Origin of the sequence: Metabacillus sp. Hm71, assembly GCF_051842955.2 — a bacterium.
In the GTDB taxonomy this organism is placed as follows: domain Bacteria; phylum Bacillota; class Bacilli; order Bacillales; family Bacillaceae; genus Metabacillus.
Genome location: NZ_CM200278.1, coordinates 1940144 through 1958393 on the forward strand (window position 1 = coordinate 1940144; position 18250 = coordinate 1958393).

The 18250-nt window shown below is 36.9% G+C and carries 21 protein-coding genes; 18 read left to right on the top strand and 3 right to left on the bottom strand.

Features of this window, described 5'->3' with window-relative positions; all coding sequences use genetic code 11:
• The first annotated feature begins 40 nt into the window (after nt 1-40).
• From ACSVDH_RS09115 to hxlB, 10 genes are all read left to right on the top strand, one after another.
• On the top strand, nt 41-1345 hold the full coding sequence (locus ACSVDH_RS09115; RefSeq protein ID WP_439249779.1) for a peptidase: 1305 nt from the start codon (nt 41-43) through the stop codon (nt 1343-1345).
• Between the two features lie 306 nt (nt 1346-1651).
• Nucleotides 1652-2398 (top strand): T7SS effector LXG polymorphic toxin, encoded by a 747-nt coding sequence (locus ACSVDH_RS09120; RefSeq protein ID WP_439249175.1) that lies wholly within the window; start codon nt 1652-1654, stop codon nt 2396-2398.
• A 162-nt stretch (nt 2399-2560) separates the two neighbouring features.
• The gene (locus ACSVDH_RS09125; protein ID WP_439249176.1) at nt 2561-3331 is read left to right on the top strand and encodes a sugar phosphate isomerase/epimerase family protein; all 771 of its coding nucleotides are present in this window, start codon (nt 2561-2563) and stop codon (nt 3329-3331) included.
• A complete protein-coding gene (locus ACSVDH_RS09130; protein ID WP_439249177.1) occupies nt 3328-4287 on the top strand; it encodes a sugar kinase in 960 nt (319 codons plus the stop codon). Before ACSVDH_RS09125 ends, ACSVDH_RS09130 begins: the two co-directional genes overlap by 4 nt.
• Nucleotide 4288: 1 nt before the next feature.
• On the top strand, nt 4289-5572 hold the full coding sequence (locus ACSVDH_RS09135) for an MFS transporter (protein WP_439249178.1): 1284 nt from the start codon (nt 4289-4291) through the stop codon (nt 5570-5572).
• Nucleotides 5573-5698: 126 nt separating this feature from the next.
• On the top strand, nt 5699-6709 hold the full coding sequence (locus ACSVDH_RS09140) for a LacI family DNA-binding transcriptional regulator (protein ID WP_439249179.1): 1011 nt from the start codon (nt 5699-5701) through the stop codon (nt 6707-6709).
• A gap of 303 nt (nt 6710-7012) precedes the next feature.
• Entirely contained in the window at nt 7013-7159 is a 147-nt protein-coding gene (locus ACSVDH_RS09145) for a hypothetical protein (protein ID WP_299089118.1), read from the top strand.
• Between the two features lie 193 nt (nt 7160-7352).
• Nucleotides 7353-7988, top strand: coding sequence for an FMN-dependent NADH-azoreductase (locus tag ACSVDH_RS09150; protein WP_299089120.1), 636 nt, complete (start codon nt 7353-7355; stop codon nt 7986-7988).
• Between the two features lie 234 nt (nt 7989-8222).
• Entirely contained in the window at nt 8223-8855 is a 633-nt protein-coding gene (gene hxlA, locus ACSVDH_RS09155) for a 3-hexulose-6-phosphate synthase (RefSeq protein ID WP_439249180.1), read from the top strand.
• The gene (hxlB, locus tag ACSVDH_RS09160) at nt 8852-9400 is read left to right on the top strand and encodes a 6-phospho-3-hexuloisomerase (RefSeq protein ID WP_439249181.1); all 549 of its coding nucleotides are present in this window, start codon (nt 8852-8854) and stop codon (nt 9398-9400) included. The genes hxlA and hxlB overlap by 4 nt, the downstream gene beginning before the upstream one ends.
• 88 nt (nt 9401-9488) lie before the next feature.
• Here the strand turns inward: hxlB and ACSVDH_RS09165 are convergent, their stop codons facing one another.
• On the bottom strand, nt 9489-10424 hold the full coding sequence (locus ACSVDH_RS09165) for a 3'-5' exonuclease (protein ID WP_439249182.1): 936 nt from the start codon (nt 10422-10424) through the stop codon (nt 9489-9491).
• Nucleotides 10425-10631: 207 nt separating this feature from the next.
• Here ACSVDH_RS09165 and corA point away from each other — a divergent pair, with 207 nt between their 5' ends.
• A complete protein-coding gene (gene corA, locus ACSVDH_RS09170; protein WP_439249183.1) occupies nt 10632-11582 on the top strand; it encodes a magnesium/cobalt transporter CorA in 951 nt (316 codons plus the stop codon).
• Between the two features lie 45 nt (nt 11583-11627).
• On the opposite strand, the gene ACSVDH_RS09175 is transcribed toward corA, so the two are convergent.
• Both ACSVDH_RS09175 and ACSVDH_RS09180 read right to left on the bottom strand, forming a co-directional pair.
• Nucleotides 11628-12566, bottom strand: a complete 939-nt coding sequence (locus ACSVDH_RS09175) for a magnesium transporter CorA family protein (protein ID WP_439249184.1) — start codon at nt 12564-12566, stop codon at nt 11628-11630.
• Between the two features lie 403 nt (nt 12567-12969).
• A complete protein-coding gene (locus ACSVDH_RS09180; RefSeq protein ID WP_299089131.1) occupies nt 12970-13161 on the bottom strand; it encodes a hypothetical protein in 192 nt (63 codons plus the stop codon).
• Between the two features lie 214 nt (nt 13162-13375).
• Here ACSVDH_RS09180 and ACSVDH_RS09185 point away from each other — a divergent pair, with 214 nt between their 5' ends.
• The 7 genes from ACSVDH_RS09185 (at nt 13376) to ACSVDH_RS09215 (ending at nt 18121) form a co-directional block, all read left to right on the top strand.
• Complete coding sequence (locus tag ACSVDH_RS09185; RefSeq protein WP_439249185.1) at nt 13376-13573, top strand: hypothetical protein; 198 nt, start codon at nt 13376-13378, stop codon at nt 13571-13573.
• A gap of 46 nt (nt 13574-13619) precedes the next feature.
• Complete coding sequence (locus tag ACSVDH_RS09190) at nt 13620-14111, top strand: PCYCGC motif-containing (lipo)protein (protein ID WP_439249186.1); 492 nt, start codon at nt 13620-13622, stop codon at nt 14109-14111.
• 173 nt (nt 14112-14284) lie between these two features.
• Nucleotides 14285-14839, top strand: coding sequence for a GNAT family N-acetyltransferase (locus ACSVDH_RS09195; protein ID WP_439249187.1), 555 nt, complete (start codon nt 14285-14287; stop codon nt 14837-14839).
• A 134-nt stretch (nt 14840-14973) separates the two neighbouring features.
• Nucleotides 14974-16254 (top strand): S8 family peptidase, encoded by a 1281-nt coding sequence (locus ACSVDH_RS09200; RefSeq protein ID WP_439249188.1) that lies wholly within the window; start codon nt 14974-14976, stop codon nt 16252-16254.
• A gap of 112 nt (nt 16255-16366) precedes the next feature.
• Nucleotides 16367-16516 carry a hypothetical protein gene (locus ACSVDH_RS09205; protein WP_439249189.1) on the top strand — a complete coding sequence of 50 codons (150 nt, stop codon included), beginning with the start codon at nt 16367-16369 and terminating at the stop codon, nt 16514-16516.
• A 106-nt stretch (nt 16517-16622) separates the two neighbouring features.
• The gene (locus ACSVDH_RS09210) at nt 16623-17129 is read left to right on the top strand and encodes a TetR/AcrR family transcriptional regulator (protein ID WP_439249190.1); all 507 of its coding nucleotides are present in this window, start codon (nt 16623-16625) and stop codon (nt 17127-17129) included.
• A 92-nt stretch (nt 17130-17221) separates the two neighbouring features.
• Nucleotides 17222-18121, top strand: a complete 900-nt coding sequence (locus ACSVDH_RS09215; RefSeq protein WP_439249191.1) for a hypothetical protein — start codon at nt 17222-17224, stop codon at nt 18119-18121.
• Nucleotides 18122-18250 lie beyond the last annotated feature (129 nt).

Below are 18250 nucleotides of genomic sequence, written 5' to 3' on the forward strand. Positions count from 1 at the left end.
CAGATAAAGGGGGATGAGTTGGTTGAGTGAGGAACGGAAGATGCTGCAATCCCATATAAATAAATGGTTAATAGCTAATCGAGAACATGGAATCAAGCTTTTGCAAAAGTTAGTGAGAGCAGCCAGCACGCAAGGAAATGAGGACCAAGCGCAAAAAATTGTTATGAAAGCCTTGTATAAAATAGGTTTAAAGGTGGATGTTTGGGAGCCTGATGGGGATGAGGTAATTAAGCATCCCTATTTTGCCTCGCCGCGAAATGAATTTAAAGGCAGTCCAAATGTTGTAGGTTTGCTTAAAGGCACCGGGGGAGGACGATCCCTTATTTTAAATGGTCATATAGATATTGTTCCTGAAGGAGATCCGCAGCAATGGGAATATGATCCCTTTGGCGGTGAAATCAGCAATGGAAGAATATATGGACGAGGTGCAACAGATATGAAAGGCGGTAATGTCTCACTTTTGTTAGCTTTATCCGCTCTGCGTGCACTTGGAATTCCTTTGAAAGGGGATGTGATTTTTCAAAGTGTCATTGAGGAGGAAAGCGGCGGCTTGGGTACATTAGCTGCTATTCTACGAGGATATAAGGCAGATGCAGCAATTATCCCTGAACCGACAAACATGAAAATCTTCCCGAAGCAGCAGGGATCCATGTGGTTTAGAATCCAGGTGAAAGGCCGCTCAGCACATGGAGGAACACGCTATGAGGGAGTTAGCGCAATTGAAAAAGCCCTTTTTGTTGTTGAACATATTAAACAGCTGGAAAAACGGAGAAATGAACGGATTACTGACCCTCTTTACAGTAAAATCCCGATCCCCATACCCATTAATATAGGGAAAATTGAGGGGGGAGATTGGCCTTCTTCTGTCGCTGATCTTGTTAAACTAGAAGGACGGATGGGAATTTCACCAGAAGAAACAATGGAGGCAGCTAAACATGAGCTGGAATGCTGGATGAACGAACTTAAGGAAATTGATTCTTGGTTTTCAGAGCATCCAGTTACAATTGAATGGTTTGGTGCTAGGTGGGTTCCAGGTTCAATTGATATCGAGCATGAATTAGTAAAATATTTATCAGCAAGCTTTCGTGAGGTAGTGGGACATGAGCCTGTGATCGAAGCCTCTCCATGGGGGACAGACGGGGGATTACTAACAAAGGTGGGAGCGACACCAACCATCGTATTTGGCCCAGGGGTTACAGAAAAAGCTCATTTTCCAAATGAGTATATTGAGATTGATAAGATGTTTGAAGCCGCTGAAATTATTGCGTTAACGATTGTGGACTGGTGTGGAACTTCTCCTGAATCTTGCAGAACATTGTCCCAAGTTAAAAACATGGAATCATAATAAAATAGCTGATAGACACTCCATCCATCTTTCGAAAAATGACAAAAATAATCGATCCTTTAATGATACCATAAAGTCCCATCACTGGTTTCTAAAAATTCCCCTTCAAATCATGTAGATATTTTGTGACATACCTTTTTCCTACTTTCAAGAGATGAAAATAGTACTTATCAGGTAAAGGATTTAAGGAAAAATGGTCCATTTGTTGAATGGAAATGCCTCTGTATAATATTACCTAAACCTAGTTAAATTTTAATTACCTAAAAAGTGTAAAGTGTAGTAAAAATATAGAAGGGAAAGGTACTTGTGAGGGTTTTTGAAGCAAAAAAATTAATCGAAGCAATGGAAGTAAGGGCCAAGCAGTACCAGGAACTTCTCGGTAATCTTGAACAAGTAAAAAAGCAATGCTGGAATGTTGTGAATTTGGGAGAGCATTTTAAAGGTGAAGGCGCTGAGGCAGTTAAAGGGTTTTATCAAGCTCAAATCGATGTAATAGAAGCATGGGTGCTTCTTATCAATAAACGGATTGCTTTTTTTTGCGGTATTGAAGGAATGATAGAAGACCTGGATTTAGCAGGAAACACGATCATCCATGTTCCTTTTCTTGAAAATGATTTGCCTAACGCTGCAAATCTCTCTGAAGAAATTGTCTTAAACCAATATTTTGAATTAACAAAGATCCTAAAAAAGATAGAGGACTTAATTGATATAGATGCTTTCTCAAACAGCCGTTTTGAAGAAAGTCAGGATCGTGCTGAAAAGCAACGTAGAGACACACTAGCTGCATTAGATCACCTGGATCGTGAACTGATGGCTGAATACAAGTCGATAAATAAGGACGAGGAATATGTAATTTCACTTTTTCGACATCTCAAACAGGCTACAAGTCAAGGGGTGCAACTCTCTCCTATTCGTTTCAACGCTGAAGCCTATAATGCAAGCAATGTATTTCAATTAAAAAAAGATACAGAACAACAAGCAAAGGAGTATCTCTCCTATAAAGAGGAACAGAACAATTTTAGGAATCAATTGAAATCCAAAAAAGAAACATAAATAATTCCGATGAAACCTTAATAAGCTAATGCTTTTTAAGGTTTTTTCAATTTATTTAAAAATAAAAAGGAAAAAGGTATTGAAAAGCGCTTACATCTATTTTATACTATCAATAAACCGATTTACTAAACCGATTTATAAATAAACTGAAAGGAATTATCCATGAATAATGTAATCGTTCCATTAAATGCTTTTAATAGAAATGAAGTATTGGAGAAAGGCCAAGCTGCATTTGTTAAAGACATTGCTTTATCCGGTGCATTTGGCATTGAGATTCGAAGAGAATTATTTTTGGAGGGGGATATAGCTCTCGAGCTAGTAAAAAGAGAAATAGAAAATGAACAATTATTTACCGTTTTCTCCGCTCCTATTGAAGTATGGGGAGTTGACCATACGTTAAATAACCTGCTTCTTCAAAGGACAATTGAGGAGGCGAAGCTTCTTGGAGCACAATGGCTAAAAGTCTCATTAGGACATTATCACCAGGAACATTCGAACGTAAGTGAATTAAAGGATCTACTAAAAAAAGAATCTATTCAACTATTTGTTGAGAATGATCAAACGAAGCATGGTGGTAATGTTGAATGCTTGAGAGTCTTTTTTGAAAACGCTTCGAATTATGAAGTGCCAGTGAAAATGACATTTGATAGCGGAAATTGGTATTACACTGAACAATCGATTCAAAAAGCTCTTGAGCAATTATCACCATATGTCGGTTACTTGCATCTCAAACATGTTGAGAATCGTGGAGGTTCCCTTGTGACGCTGCCGCTTATGGATACAAGTGACGCAGAATGGCGAAAAATAGTGAGACTTTTTCCCCATCATTTGCCAAAGGCATTGGAGTTTCCGATCGATCCAGTTTCAAAAATGAAGGATTTTATTAAGTTGGTTCAAGAAGCAGTTCTTGAAGAAAGCGAGGGAATTATATGAATCAATTCGATGTCATCACATTCGGTGAAGCAATGGCCATGTTTATCGCAGATGAGCAAGGTCCGCTTCATGAAGTGAATCATTATACACGCGGTCTTGCCGGTGCGGAAACAAACGTTGCGATTGGCCTTGCCAGATTAGGTCTTCGTTCAGGCTGGGCCAGCAAGGTAGGTAATGATTCATTTGGGAAATTTATTATTCAACGGTTAAAAGAAGAGCATGTTAATATTGACCATGTTATTATCGATGAAAATTATCCTACAGGTTTTCAAGTAAAGTCAAAGGTTTCGGAAGGAGATCCTGAAGTCCAATATTTTCGTAAAGGCTCTGCAGCAAGTCAAATGGGTGTAAATGACCTTCAGGAAGCTTATTTTTTAAAAGCTATTCATTTGCATATGACGGGAATTCCGCTTGCATTATCCAGCAGTACGCGAGAGTTTGCGAAGCATGCACTTACCTTAATGAAAAGCAATAATCGGACTGTATCCTTTGATCCTAATTTACGTCCGTCACTATGGCAATCAGCACAGGAAATGGTGAGAGAAACGAATGAAATTGCCTTTCAAACTGACACCTTTCTTCCAGGACTAGCAGAAGGTGTAATCTTAACAGGTTACAAAGCTCCTGAAGATATTGCCGCATATTACTTAGATAAAGGCGTCAAGTTAGTTATCATAAAGCTGGGTGAAGAAGGGGCTTATTATAAAACCATAAACGATGAAGGAAGAATAAATGGATATAAAGTTGACCATGTCATTGATACGGTTGGCGCCGGCGACGGGTTTGCAGTAGGGGTGATCAGCGGATTATTAAACAATATGTCAATTTCGGAAGCTGTAAGGAGAGGGAATGCCATTGGCGCATTGGCTGTGCAATCCCCTGGGGACAATGACGGTTATCCAACCACTCATCAGTTAGAGCAATATATGAAAAACCATTTACAAGGAGTGAAGTAAAATGGAAAACAAATTAGCAAAACAAAGATGGCTTCGTTTAATCCCTGTTGTTTTTATTACGTACAGTCTTGCTTACTTAGATCGGGCAAACTATGGCTTTGGTGCGGCAGCAGGTATGGCCGAGGATTTACAAATTACGCCGGCCATCTCCTCATTATTAGGCTCCTTGTTTTTCCTAGGGTACTTCTTTTTCCAAATTCCTGGAGCACATTATGCGGAAAATAAAAGTGCGAAAAAGCTTGTTTTTTGGTCATTAATTTTATGGGGTGGATTAGCAACTGCGACAGGTCTCGTTAGCCATGTCGGTTGGCTAGTTGTCATAAGGTTTACACTAGGTGTTGTTGAAAGCGCAGTTATGCCAGCAATGCTTGTATTCCTTAGCCACTGGTTTACAAAAGCGGAGCGTTCTCGTGCTAATACCTTTTTAATTCTAGGTAATCCTGCAACTGTATTATGGATGTCAATTCTTTCCGGCTATCTGTTGGAAGCGTATGGCTGGAGATGGATGTTTATTATTGAAGGTCTTCCAGCAGTCATTTGGGCGTTTATTTGGTGGAGAGTTGTCAATGATGAGCCAAAAGAAGCAAAATGGCTTACAGAACGTGAAAAAGCCTTGCTTCAAGAAGAGCTTGAGAAAGAACAGCAAGGATTGAAACCGGTTAAAAATTATGCAGAGGCATTTAAGTCGAAAGCAGTTATTCTATTATGTGCTCAGTATGCACTATGGAGTGTAGGTGTATATGGTTTTGTTATGTGGCTGCCATCCATCATTAAGGCTGCCCCAAATATGGATATCGTTGAAACAGGCTGGCTATCATCTGTCCCTTATATTTTGTCGATTATTCTCATGTTAACGGTTTCTCACTTCTCAGATAAATTGCAAAACAGGAAAGCGTTTGTTTGGCCATTTCTACTAATTGGAGCACTGGCTTTCTATGGCTCATACTTAGTCGGAACAAGCAACTTCTGGTTATCATTCGTCTTGTTGATCATAGCTGGCGGTGCAATGTATGCTCCATATGGTCCATTCTTTGCGATTATTCCGGAAATACTGCCTCGGAATGTAGCAGGTGGGGCAATGGCCTTAATCAACAGCATGGGGGCTCTTGGTTCGTTTGCTGGTTCTTACTTCGTCGGGTATTTAAATGGAGCAACTGGAAGTTTTAGCGCATCGTATATCTTTATGGCAGGATCGCTATTCCTATCAGCCCTATTAACAATTTGGGCGGTAAATGCCGCAAAAAAGCCTCAAGATGTGAAAAGCGGTAAGATGGTTGCTTCATAATAAACTAAAAAAGTTACAGTAAAGGATGCCCAAAAAGCTACGGGTATCCTTTTTTCTGTTTTTCTAGCTTATTTCACTATTAATAGGTAAAATAAAAGAATAAAAATGCAAAAAGAGGACGATTTCATGGCTATAACGATGGCGGATGTGGCGAAACGTGCAGGAGTTTCAAAAAGCACGGTTTCACAATTTTTAAATAAACGATATGAATATATGAGTGAGGAAACAAGATATAAAATAAGGGATGCGATCAAAGAGCTTGGTTACCAGCCAAATTATGTGGCAAGAAGCCTAAAGCAAAAGCGGACATCGATGATTGGAATTATTGTCGCCAATATTATGCACCGTTTTTCAACTGAAGTTTGCAGGGCTTTGGAGGATTACTTTAATAATTATGACATGAATGCAATTATATGCAACGCAGATAATGACCCTGAAAAAGAACGAAAATATATCGAAATGCTTCGTGCCAAACAAGTGGATGGGTTAATCATTTTTCCAACTGGTCAAAATATAGAGCTCTATCAAGAAATGATAAATGCTGCCTATCCAGTAGTATTTATGGACAGAAAAGTCAAAGACTTAATTGTTCCAACTGTTGTTGTAAATAATAAGGAAGCAACCAAGCACGCGGTAGAGCACTTAATTAAGAAGCAATACACAAAAATAGCCATTGCTACAGAAGAATTGACGATCTCTACAAGACATGAACGGAAGCAAGGCTATATGGAAGCATTAAAAAATAACAATATGCCTGTATTGGAAGAATATATGATAAGTACTCCCATACATTTGATGGCAGAGGAGCTCGAAAAATTGTTTTCATTAGAAGAACCTCCAACTGCCCTTGTTGCAGCAAATGACTTAGTGTTTTTGGAAGTACTTAAATTTGCGAAAGAAAACGATATCAAAATTGGGAAACAGCTCGGTTTAATTGTGTTTGATAATATCCCTTTTGCGAACCTGGTTAGCCCCACAGTTACTACCATCAGCCAGCCTGCTTACGATATGGGGAAAAAAGCAGCAGAGCTGTTATTAAAGCTGATTAATAAAGAAGAAGTAACCTACAAAAATACTGTATATTCTTGTGAACTGTATGTAAGAGAATCGACAAAGGGTCCAGGAAACTTTCTATAATTAAATAATTGAAAAACTGTTAAGCAGTGGATTCCATATTGGAATCGCACTGCTTTTTTAGTGGTAAAAAGAGAGTTTTTATAAATAAATTTTGGATATTACATAATGCGACAAAATACTTATTTTTAATATAATAAAATATAATCACTAATAGTGATATATAGGTTTTTATTCTTGTTTTTTATTTAGTGCATTATATCTAATGAACTAGATTTTTCCAATGTGAGGGGAATAGGTTTGCTTATTTCAGTAAATAGTAAATATGTAGTTCTATCCCTAGCTTTTTGATGGAGGTGATTGACTATGGAAGAAAAACCGTTGCATTACGATGGCAGTGTTCAAAATGGAGAAACCTCAAGTGACTTAACCTCTTATGAGCCCGTTAAATTGACTGATGAAATGAGAAAGATGATTAGCAGCAACCCTTACGTGATTGAAAATAATCAATAATTTGCAAAAAGGATTTGTCATGCACGGGCAAGTCTTTTTTTCGATTGTTTTTAGGCAAAAAATTTGCTTGGAAATATAATCTTTTATAAAATTACTTTGAATTAAAATAATATTAATTCAGTTCATATTGAATAAACCATCATTTTTTGTAAAAAATATGATCGTTAATTTATTTGAAAGGAAAGGTAGATACATGACAAAAGTATTGTATATTACAGCTCATCCACATGATGATACACAATCTTACAGTATGGCAGTAGGGAAGGCTTTTATTGACACTTATAAAGAAGTAAATCCAGACCATGAAATTGTCAATCTAGACCTATACAAGGAAAATATTCCTCAAATTGATGTCGATGTTTTCAGCGGTTGGGGCAAACTTCAAACTGGAAAAGGATTTGAGGAGCTGTCAAATGAAGAAAAAGCAAAGGTTGGACGTCTTTCAGAACTATGTGAACAATTCATTTCCGCAGATAAATATGTATTTGTAACTCCTTTGTGGAATTTTTCCTTCCCGCCAGTTATGAAAGCATATCTTGATGCTGTTTCTGTAGCAGGAAAAACATTTAAGTATACGGCAGAAGGTCCAATCGGTTTATTAACTGATAAAAAAGCCTTACATATTCAAGCGCGCGGAGGCATTTATTCAGAAGGACCAGCAGCTGAAATGGAAATGGGGCACCGCTACCTGAATATTATGATGCAATTCTATGGTGTGCCATCCTTTGAAGGAATATTTGTTGAAGGTCATAACGCAATGCCTGAAAAGGCTCAAGAAATTAAAGAAAATGCAATTGCACGTGCAAAAGATGCAGCTCATACGTTTTAAAGATCTGAGAGTCAACTTTGATGGTTGGCTCTTTTTTGTGTTATTGGATAAAGGAGGGCTTACGATCAGCGCTCGGCCGAAAGATATCGACATTCCAAAGTGAGAATAACAACGACTTCCTTAAGCAAGTATAGTGACTTTCACATTTCTTATTGTAAAGCCCTTTCATTTGCTTTATAATAGTTTCATAAATCGGTTTAGTAAATAAGGTAATAAAGCTTTAGAGGAGTAAATATGTATATTCAACTAGCGTTAGATCGGTATTCGATTGATGAAGCGATTGATCTTGCAAAGGCTTCAGAGGAATTTGTAGATTGGATTGAAGTGGGAACTTCTTTAATCAAAGAATACGGTATGGAAAGTGTAAAAAGGATAAAAAACGCTTTTCCTCATAAGATGATTGTTGCAGATATAAAGACAATCGATAATGCATTGTACGAATTTGAAATGTGCTTTCGTGCTGGGGCAGATGTAGCCACCGTAATGGGAGTGTCTCCAAATGCGACGATCAAAGCCTGTGTTGAAACGGCTGAAAAAATGGGCAAGAAGGTAATGATTGACTTACTGAATACAAATGATGAACAAAAAAAAGAATTGCTTAAATACAAACAAGCCATCTTTTGTGCACATGTCAGTAAAGATGAGCAGGAGATGTCTGGAAAATCAGCAATTAATATTAGCCATATGTATGACTGGATTGGAATGCTGGCGGTCGCAGGGGGAATAAATTTAGAGTCGTTTGATCAATTTCAAGAGATAAAGCCTGATGTTGTGATTATTGGTTCAGCCATTACGAAGGCGCAAAATCAACGATTGGCTGCAGAAATGTTTATGAAAAAGATCAATCAATGGAGGGAGCAACGATGAAAACAGTAGAAAGCATTCTTTCAGAAATTCAAGGTGTTATAACTCAAATAAGTGATGAAAGCCTGCAAAGCATTGCCGTAAAATTAGCCGATGCAAACAGAATATTTGTAATTGGTGAGGGTCGTTCAGGCTTTATGGGAAAATCATTTGCCATGAGACTAATGCATTTAGGAGCAACTGTTTATGCTGTAGGGGAAACGATTACCCCTTCTATTGCTGAGGGAGATCTTCTTGTTGCCGTTTCAGGCTCAGGGAAAACAAAGAGTGTTGTTTCCACTGCAGAAAAAGCGAGTGAGCTAAATTGTCATGTTGTTGCTGTTACAACAGCCCTCGAGTCACCGCTTGCCCTTCATTCAACAAATGTGCTTCATATACCAGCAGCCACAAAATATCGGGTTGAAGGGGAGAGACAGTCTATACAGCCTCTCGGTTCTTTATTTGATCAATCAGTCCACATTGTGTTTGATAGCATTTGCTTACTCTATTCTAACTTAAAAAAGCATGGCCACAATGAGGCGTTTCTCCTTCATAGCAATTTAGAGTAAAAATAAGGAGACTGTTCTCCCTGAGACAGTCTCCTACTGTTTAACACAAATTTACGAGCAGAATAAACCTGATGATGGAAGGCTCACCTTATCGAATATTAGAAAGCTCTTTTATTGGCTTGAGCAAATATTCATCAAAAATAATGATTTTCGAAGAATAAGTGATATGCTCATTGTATGATCGCAGCATTTGATGATAAAAGGCCACCAAACACTCAGCATATAGAATATTCTCTTTTGAAAACAATCCGGAACGATTAATTAGCACATTTTCATATTTTTCAATGATTCTTCTTATCGGTTTTATCATTTTTTTTGCATCTCTTATTTGATAAACTTCACGAACCTGTTCGGTTAGCAATTTGGCATCTTGTCTTAAACGCTCCCCTAGTTTTTTATTGATAAGATCGACATCATGGAGGAACTCTTCTTCAAAGATAAATTGCTTCAGCATGATTAAGTCTGACTGGACCGGCTCGTTTAAAAAGCTTAAATAAATCCTCAGTGTATTATAAGCATCATACATTGGATGATGCTTTTCCCCGATAAATTGTAATCCATAAAAAGCTAAAGCATCTTCAACAGAAACATTTTGCTTAGCAACTCTCTTTTTAAAAATTTCCTGAAAATCGATATACCGTTTTTCAATCTTAGTGATAGTACGAAGAGGGACGTTGTGTTTATCTGCATCGATTTTCAAGCGAGATAAATCACTGGGTGACCAAGAAAAATAACGGGATTTTTTCAAGCCGCCAACCCAGTCAAGAAAATCGGCAAAGACTAGTTTAAAATTGTCGGCATGAGCCAAGTCTGCATCTTCGATTCCTGTTAATGCTTTGCAAAATTCCGATAGCGGTTCCTGATTTTTTGGTTTAATCATACGATCAAAATAACGGATTTCTTCAGTTTCAAGATCATATTTCACAGCCCCTAAACGGATAGCTTCCATAATTTCAAAAGCCATACCGGAATTAGAACAAAGCATTTCAAAATCAAAAAAGACATATTGCTTTATTTCTGCCATTATATCTTCATCCTCCCCAACAGGTTATTATAATAGGGAAATGGGAGAAGGGAAAGTTCCAATTACTGGTTCTGATTTCTTTTGATTGGGATCTATTATTGAAAACTTAAGCAAGATGAGCTTAAACAACCCAAATATATGACCAAATTTGAAAGTTGTCCACTTAATGTTTTATGATAATAGAAAAAGCTTATATGGGAGATAGCAGTGATAAATTGTATAGCAGTAAGTCATAATCTGGAATTAATCATAAATTGTCCGCTAGATGAACTGGATCAAGAGCATATTAAATGGTTTTGGATTGATTTTAATAAACCGACTGATGAAGAAATCGGAGAGCTGGATCGTTCTTTACATTTTCATCCGTTAGCAATTGAAGACTGTATTCACAAGCTGCAAAGACCAAAATTGGATTACTATGAGGATTATTGCTTCTTTGTCACACATAGTTTAAATCCGTATGAGGTTGAGAAAGAAGAGATTAACTTTTTTCTAGGGGAAAATTATATTGTTTCGTTTCACCATCAAGAATCCAAGCCGGTCTATGAAGTTTGGGAACGATTAAAAGCTGCAAAAAAGGTAAGCAAATGGGATCAAATCCTCGTCCTTTATCATATTATTGATAAGCTGGTTGATAATTATTTTCCGATCGTCTATCAATTAGAAGAAGCATTGGATCAAATTGAAAACAATACGGCAGAAAAATCGATGGAGCAGCTTCTTGAACAATTGTTTGACACCAGGCACTATTTGCTCAAGCTTAGGCATACTGTAATACCGATGAGGGATTTACTTTATCGGATGCTTAATTCACATCGGTTAAAAGGTATCAAGCTAAAGCAAGAGTATTTCGCAGATATTTATGATCACCTGTTAAAGTTAACGGAAATGATTGAAGCAAACCGTGAACTAACAAATGATATTAGGGATAGCTATCTTTCATTAAACTCACATCAAACCAATCGCATTATGAGAGTGTTAACGGTCATTACAACGATCTTCATGCCGCTTACGTTTATTGCAGGGGTGTACGGTATGAACTTTGAAAATATGCCTGAATTAAGATGGGATATAGGCTATTTCGTCATATTGTTTATCATGCTTGGCATTGGCATTGGGATGTTCTTTTGGTTTAAAAAGAAAGGCTGGTTTAATTAAAAATAGGATGACGCCTCATGAGGTGTCATCCTATTATAACTCTCTTTAAAAAAAACGCTTCTTCCAAAAAATTACCGCAGTAATGCTTGATAAAATAAAAGAAATGATAATCGCTACAAAAAAGGAGTATGGGTAGTTTTGAAATGGAATCGGCACATTCATTCCGTAAAAGCTTGCCACCATGGTAGGCAATGCCATGATAATCGTAATCGATGTCAAAAACTTCATAACAATATTGACATTATTAGAAATGACCGATGCAAATGCATCCATCATCCCGCTTAAAATGGTCGTGTGGGTTTCTGCCATTTCAATAGCCTGCTGATTCTCAACAATAACATCCTCAAGTAATTCTTGATCATCCTCATACATTTTCAAATAATTGCTTTTAAGCATTTTCTGCATTACTATATTGTTTGACTTTAGTGAAGTTGTAAAATAAACCAAGCTTTTTTGCAAATTTAATAAGGAAAAAAGCTCTTTATTCTTCATCGATTGATGAAGTTCATTCTCAATCGTATCTGTCTTTTTACTGATTTGCTTAAGATACTTTAAAAAGGAAGTTGCCATCAGATAGAGGATTTGCAATGAAAACCTCGTTTTTTTGTATGTGAAAAATTGTTTTACTTTATTTTGTTCAAACAAATGAAAAATCGGATTGTCTTTTAAACAGACGGTAATAAAACAATGTTTCGTGATAATCATACCTAATGGAATCGTGTCATATATAGGGATCTCATTTTCGTCCTGTGACACCAATGGAATATTGACGATAATAAGTATATTGTCGTCGTCTTTTTCAATTCTGGACCGTTCCTCCTCGTCTAAAGGATCTTTTAAAAAGTCCAAAGGAATCCGCAATTTATTGGCCACCTCACTGATTTCCTGTTCGGTAGGCGATACGAGATTTACCCAGCATCCATTGCAAATTTCATTTGTTTCTTGATGAACTCCTTGTTCATTTGTTAAGTAAATTTTAATCATACAAACCTCCTCAATTTTTAGAGGAAGTCAAAAATGGCCCTGTCATACATAAGGAGTTGAATTTTTATCAGTATTCACCCTTAAGAGGATTGGTTCGTTCATGACTTCCTCATTTGTCGACCCGGGCTCTGGTTCATTACAGCATTGACTACTCATAAAATTTCAACTCCTTTTCCTGTATAATAAGAAGAATCCCTTACATATCATACTCCGACTGCTCATGATTGTAAACTTGAAGTTTTTTATCTATGAATCATGGAAATGGCTGTCTCATTGCATGATCCAACAAGAGACAGCCTTCATCTTTTACTAATTAACCTAATTCATTTCTGTGCCATTTGATTTCTTTTATCTGTCTGTAAGTAAAAAAGACGCCATTCGAAACTGAATAGCATCTTTTTGGTCATTTTTTAGAGAAGAGCCATTTAAAAAATGGATGAAGCTCCTTATCGACAATTTTTAATTCATCCATGATTAGTTTCTCTTCGTTGTCTGTAATCCAACTTTTTAATTCTTTTTTATTATTAAATTGGGTATAGTATGTTTCTCCACCTTTTCCAACCGCATTGACAACATACCTGCATGTATTCCCCATAATGCCCACCTTTAGATAATGTATTGTACTATTTGCATTATAACAAGGTTTAAAATTATTTCTAGTCTTTTTTAAAAAAAATTCACCGTAAACTGCACATTTACAAATTGCTAAAAAAATTAATAAACATGAAAAATTAATGGAAACGAGAAAAAATTAAAAGCATGTTATGCTAAAATAGTTGGAGAGAAGCTTGGTCAAAGGATGTGGCGTTATGAATCGCATTAGAATCGTTATTCCAACTATGATTGCTGTTTTGATCATGGCAATGTGGTTGCTTGAAAAGGATTTTTCAACTATATCAATTTATGTACGTGTTTTCATTGCACTTGGAGGGGCACTTTTATCAGGTGTATTAACTTTTATTCTTATGAAACAGGATGTTAATGGCAGTGATAAGAAACCTAATTAATAAATGTGTATGGAATCGGCTATGATTCGCAATAAGGAGTGGCAAAATGAATTTCAAACTTTTATTTATTAGTCTAATTGTAACGATCATGATAACGGCGTGCTCTGGAAAAGCTGATGTTGTTGAAAAAAAGAACGAGCATACAACACATGAAGAACATGTCATCCATGATATTCGTGAGGAAACGAAAAATAGTGATGATATGCCTCAATTTTTAAAAGATAAACCAGAGGATATGCAAATTCTCTATTTATCAGCAGCAAAAAATAGAGAACTGCTAGAAAAAATTCCATGCTATTGCGGCTGTGGTGAATCTGCAAATCATAAAAATAACTATGATTGCTTTGTTTATGAGAACAAGGATAATGGAGCAATTGTCTGGGATGATCATGGAACAAAATGTGGGGTTTGTCTTGAAATTGCTGCCCAATCAATCATAGATTATCAAGAGGGAAAAAGCATAAAAGAAATTCGCTCTAAAATAGAGAAAATGTACAAAGAGGGCTATGCAAAGCCTACTCCAACTCCAGAAGTGTAAAGTTAAGGAGCTGTCTTAACCTTTAAGGCAGCTCCTAAATTTTCCTCATAATTGACCAAGCCTCTATAGAAAATTGCTTTTCTTTACCATTTTCATCTTCAACATTTATAATATTTCTTGTACTCTATCTTTTTTTTATGCTATTTTTACCTAAAAGGGAAGGAGCAAGTAAATTGATCAAACTTAGTTTTTTCGAACGTTCCGATTTTAACCAGCTTATATCCTGGATCGATTCACCAGAGTTTTTACTCCAATGGGGAGGTCCTGTTTTTAATTACCCTTTAACAGAAAGCCAGTTAGAAACATACATAAAGAATGCAAACGGAGAACATGCCAATACATTCGTATACAAGGTCGTGAATGATAAAACATCAGCTGTGATTGGCCATATTTCTTTAGGTCAGGTTGATAGGAAGAATAGATCTGCAAGAGTAGGGAAGGTGTTAATAGGTGATCAACAGGCTAGGGGACAAGGCATCGGGCAACAAATGATGACTGAAATCCTTAAAGTGGCATTTGATGACCTTCATTTGCACCGGGTTAGTCTTGGTGTGTTTGATTTTAATACAGCTGCGATTGCTTGCTATGAAAAAGCGGGATTTAAAAAAGAAGGCTTACTTAGAGATGCAAGAAAAATAGGTGATGAATATTGGAGTCAATGGGAAATGAGCATTCTTGAGGCTGAGTGGTTTAACAAAGAAAATACAAACCATGCAATCAAAAAATAGAAAAGAATCAAGGCTAATCTATTAATCTAGTAGATTTCCGCCTTTTTTGTTAGTTGCTATACGAATTAATTATTCGCTCTCTTAATGTTCTGCGTACGATAAAGAGAACAATCTATTAAGAGAGGATGAATGTTATGCTAGGTTTATCCATGATTCAACTCGTCCGCCGTGCAGGCGGAAAGCTTGATCGTGATATGCGTCAAGAGCTCGTTCAATTTTACCGTCCCTTTCGAAAAATCCCATGCTTCTTACAGCGTCCCTATGAGACAATGAAGAAAAAGGCCAAAAGTCTGCCGGTAATTATTGAGTTTGAGCAGGATGCGTTTGATCATGGTATTAATGATGTAAAAAACACGAAATGCCGCTCCCTTCATCAGTTCCCTTCAATGTCTAGTTGTTCTGCCAAGCTTTCACTTGAGAAGATAGAGCATTTACTAGATAACTGCCTTCATATCAAGAAAATCTACTATGATAAAAAAGTAACAACACTTCTTGATACAGCTACTCCATCTATCCACTCAGATCAACTGCAACAAACAGGTTTAACTGGAAATGATGTAACGATCGCTGTCATCGATACAGGGGTGTATCCCCACCAAGATTTAGAAGGAAGAATCACTGGTTTTAAGGATTTTATTAATAACCGAACAGCTCCTTATGATGATAATGGTCATGGGACCCATTGTGCCGGAGATGCTGCGGGCAATGGATTCTTATCAGGCGGCAAATATAAAGCTCCTGCACCTGAGGCAAACATCGTAGGAGTTAAGGTTCTTGATAAAATGGGTTCAGGCTCCCTTTCAACCGTCATTGCTGGAATTGATTGGTGTATTCAAAATAAAACCCAATTAAAGATCAATATTCTTTCATTATCATTAGGGTCAACTGCTACACAGCCTGCTGCTGATGATCCGGTAGTAAAAGCTGTTGAAAAAGCATGGGATAATGGCTTGGTTGTATGTGTCGCTGCTGGTAACTCAGGGCCTTCCCAAGGTACAATAGCAAGCCCGGGAATAAGCCCTAAAGTAATTACAGTAGGAGCTGCAAACGACCATAACTCCATTGATCGTACTGATGATGTGGCAGCAGACTTCTCTAGTCGCGGACCAACAATTGATGGTTTGGTAAAACCTGATTTATTAACACCTGGAGTCAACATTATTTCATTACGTTCACCACGATCTTTTATTGATAAGACAAATTCTGGAGCACGTGTCGATACAAACTACTTCTCACTATCAGGTACTTCAATGGCCACACCTATTTGTGCGGGTGTTGCTGCACAACTTCTTCAAAAAGAACCAACATTAACTCCTGACCAAGTGAAACAAAGACTAATAGGTGCATGTGAAGATTTGGGACAACCACCTAATATACAAGGTCATGGCTATTTAAATGCCGCAAAATTGTTATAAACAGTTTAAAGTGGAGAAAACGGTAACATTTTTAAAGATGTTGCCGTTTTTCATTTTAATGAATGTACTCCTTTGTTTTGATCAATACTAATGAAAAAAGGGGTTGAATGAATTGGATAAAAAGAAAAAAGGAAGTAATAAAAGAGATAACCTGTCTCCAACAAATAGCTCAACCATGCAAGAAACTGTTCATGAATTTTCAGAAGAACTGGCTGATGGAGGAGAACGAGATGAAATAATTGCCGAACAACAGGATGTGTAACTTGATTCTATATTTAACAAATTAGCCTTGACAACGTATTCTCCTTGCAATATAATTTATTTATCAATCAATAAATAAATAAATAGAAAGAAAAAGGATGGTAATGTTGGCTGTCAAGGAAGATAAAAAAGAACGAATCATTGATAATGCTGTTGGGGTTTTCGCAGAATATGGATATTATAAGGCAACTACTGCAATGGTGGCAAAGGCTGCAGGAGTTACTCAGCCGTATGTTTTTCATTTCTTTGCTAATAAGGAAGAACTATTTATGGCTGTGATTGATCGTGCGTTTAGTCGGATTTATGACACATTTGCAGATGTTAATGCACCAGCTGATCAACTAGTTAAAACGATGGGGCATGCTTTTACGCAAATTATTCAAACCCACCGTGATGAAATTTTAATGGTCATGCAAGCTCATGCGATATCAGAGGCAGGTATAAGGGAACATGTACGCAGCTTATTTCACACCATTTTTGAATCATTAACATTGAAATTTGAGCGTGCTGGAATAACAAATGCAAAAGAAACAGCCGCACATTTTATTAGCACAGGGCTGCTTATTACGGTTTCAGAGGTGTTGAATTTACCGGAATTACTCCATGGGAAATAAGCCGAAGATTAAAAAGAAAGTGATGAGGCTTTCTTTTTTGCCCCAATATTTATTGATTGATAAATAAATAAAAATGAAAGAGAAGAAATCTTATGTTAAAAACCAGAGATAATGATCGTCAGTCAACGGAATATTTATTCAAAGAGGAAAGATACCTAATCATTACGGGGGTGCTCGGTTTTGTCCTTGCAGCATGGATTGCCATTTATCTCTTTTTTCATGATCCAATTATTTTGCCAGAAGGAAATTTAATGAATGCTTTTTCATTTAATGCAGCAATCGGCATCTTTACGTTATCGATTGCAGCTATTTTGCCATTTGCAAGGCTTGGTCGTTTAAATCGAAAGCTTATGCGGTGGCTATTTATAGTAGCTTCTCTCTATGCATATGCAGTTGAAACAATCCAAAACATCCGCGGCATAAATCCACGTTTCTCCAGTTATGGTTCTGTTTTCGATAGAATTTCCGGAATGTTTTTTGCCCTCGACTCCTTGTTGCTTATTGTCCTATCGTGTTTGCTGATGCTGCAATTTTTCCGGATACATTCTCCATTTGAACGACCAATGCTTATTTTAGGGATACGTTATGCATTTCTTTCTGTTTTCATTGCTAATCTAGCCGGTATTTGGATGATTCTGCTTCAAGGCAGATTTACAGGTGATGCAGGGAATATCATTATTCTTCATGGTATAAGCTTTCATGCTTTACAAACTTTAGTTTTATTGGGGTGGCTATTGGATAGAGTACAAGGTAAAACCACGATGAAAAAATTGCTTATCCACTCCGGTAGTATATCTTGGATGCTATCGATTATTTTAATAGGCATTCATACAGCATTTGGTCATTCTGTTTTCGAACCAACTCTGCTTCCGATCCTTATAGGAATCTTGTTACTTTTGTGGATGGCAATAATGATTATTGCATTCATGCTATTTATAGGGGAAACAAGAACATATGCTATGCAAGAAAATCAAAAACTGCTTGAAAAATAGGGGACTGCTTAATTAACAGATAAGTGATAAAAGTTTGGCCAAACTCCAATCCACTTTAAACTCTTCAAGCTTGCTAAGGAGACTTTGCCTTTTTTATTTTCATTATTTAAATAATTTATTTATTCTTTG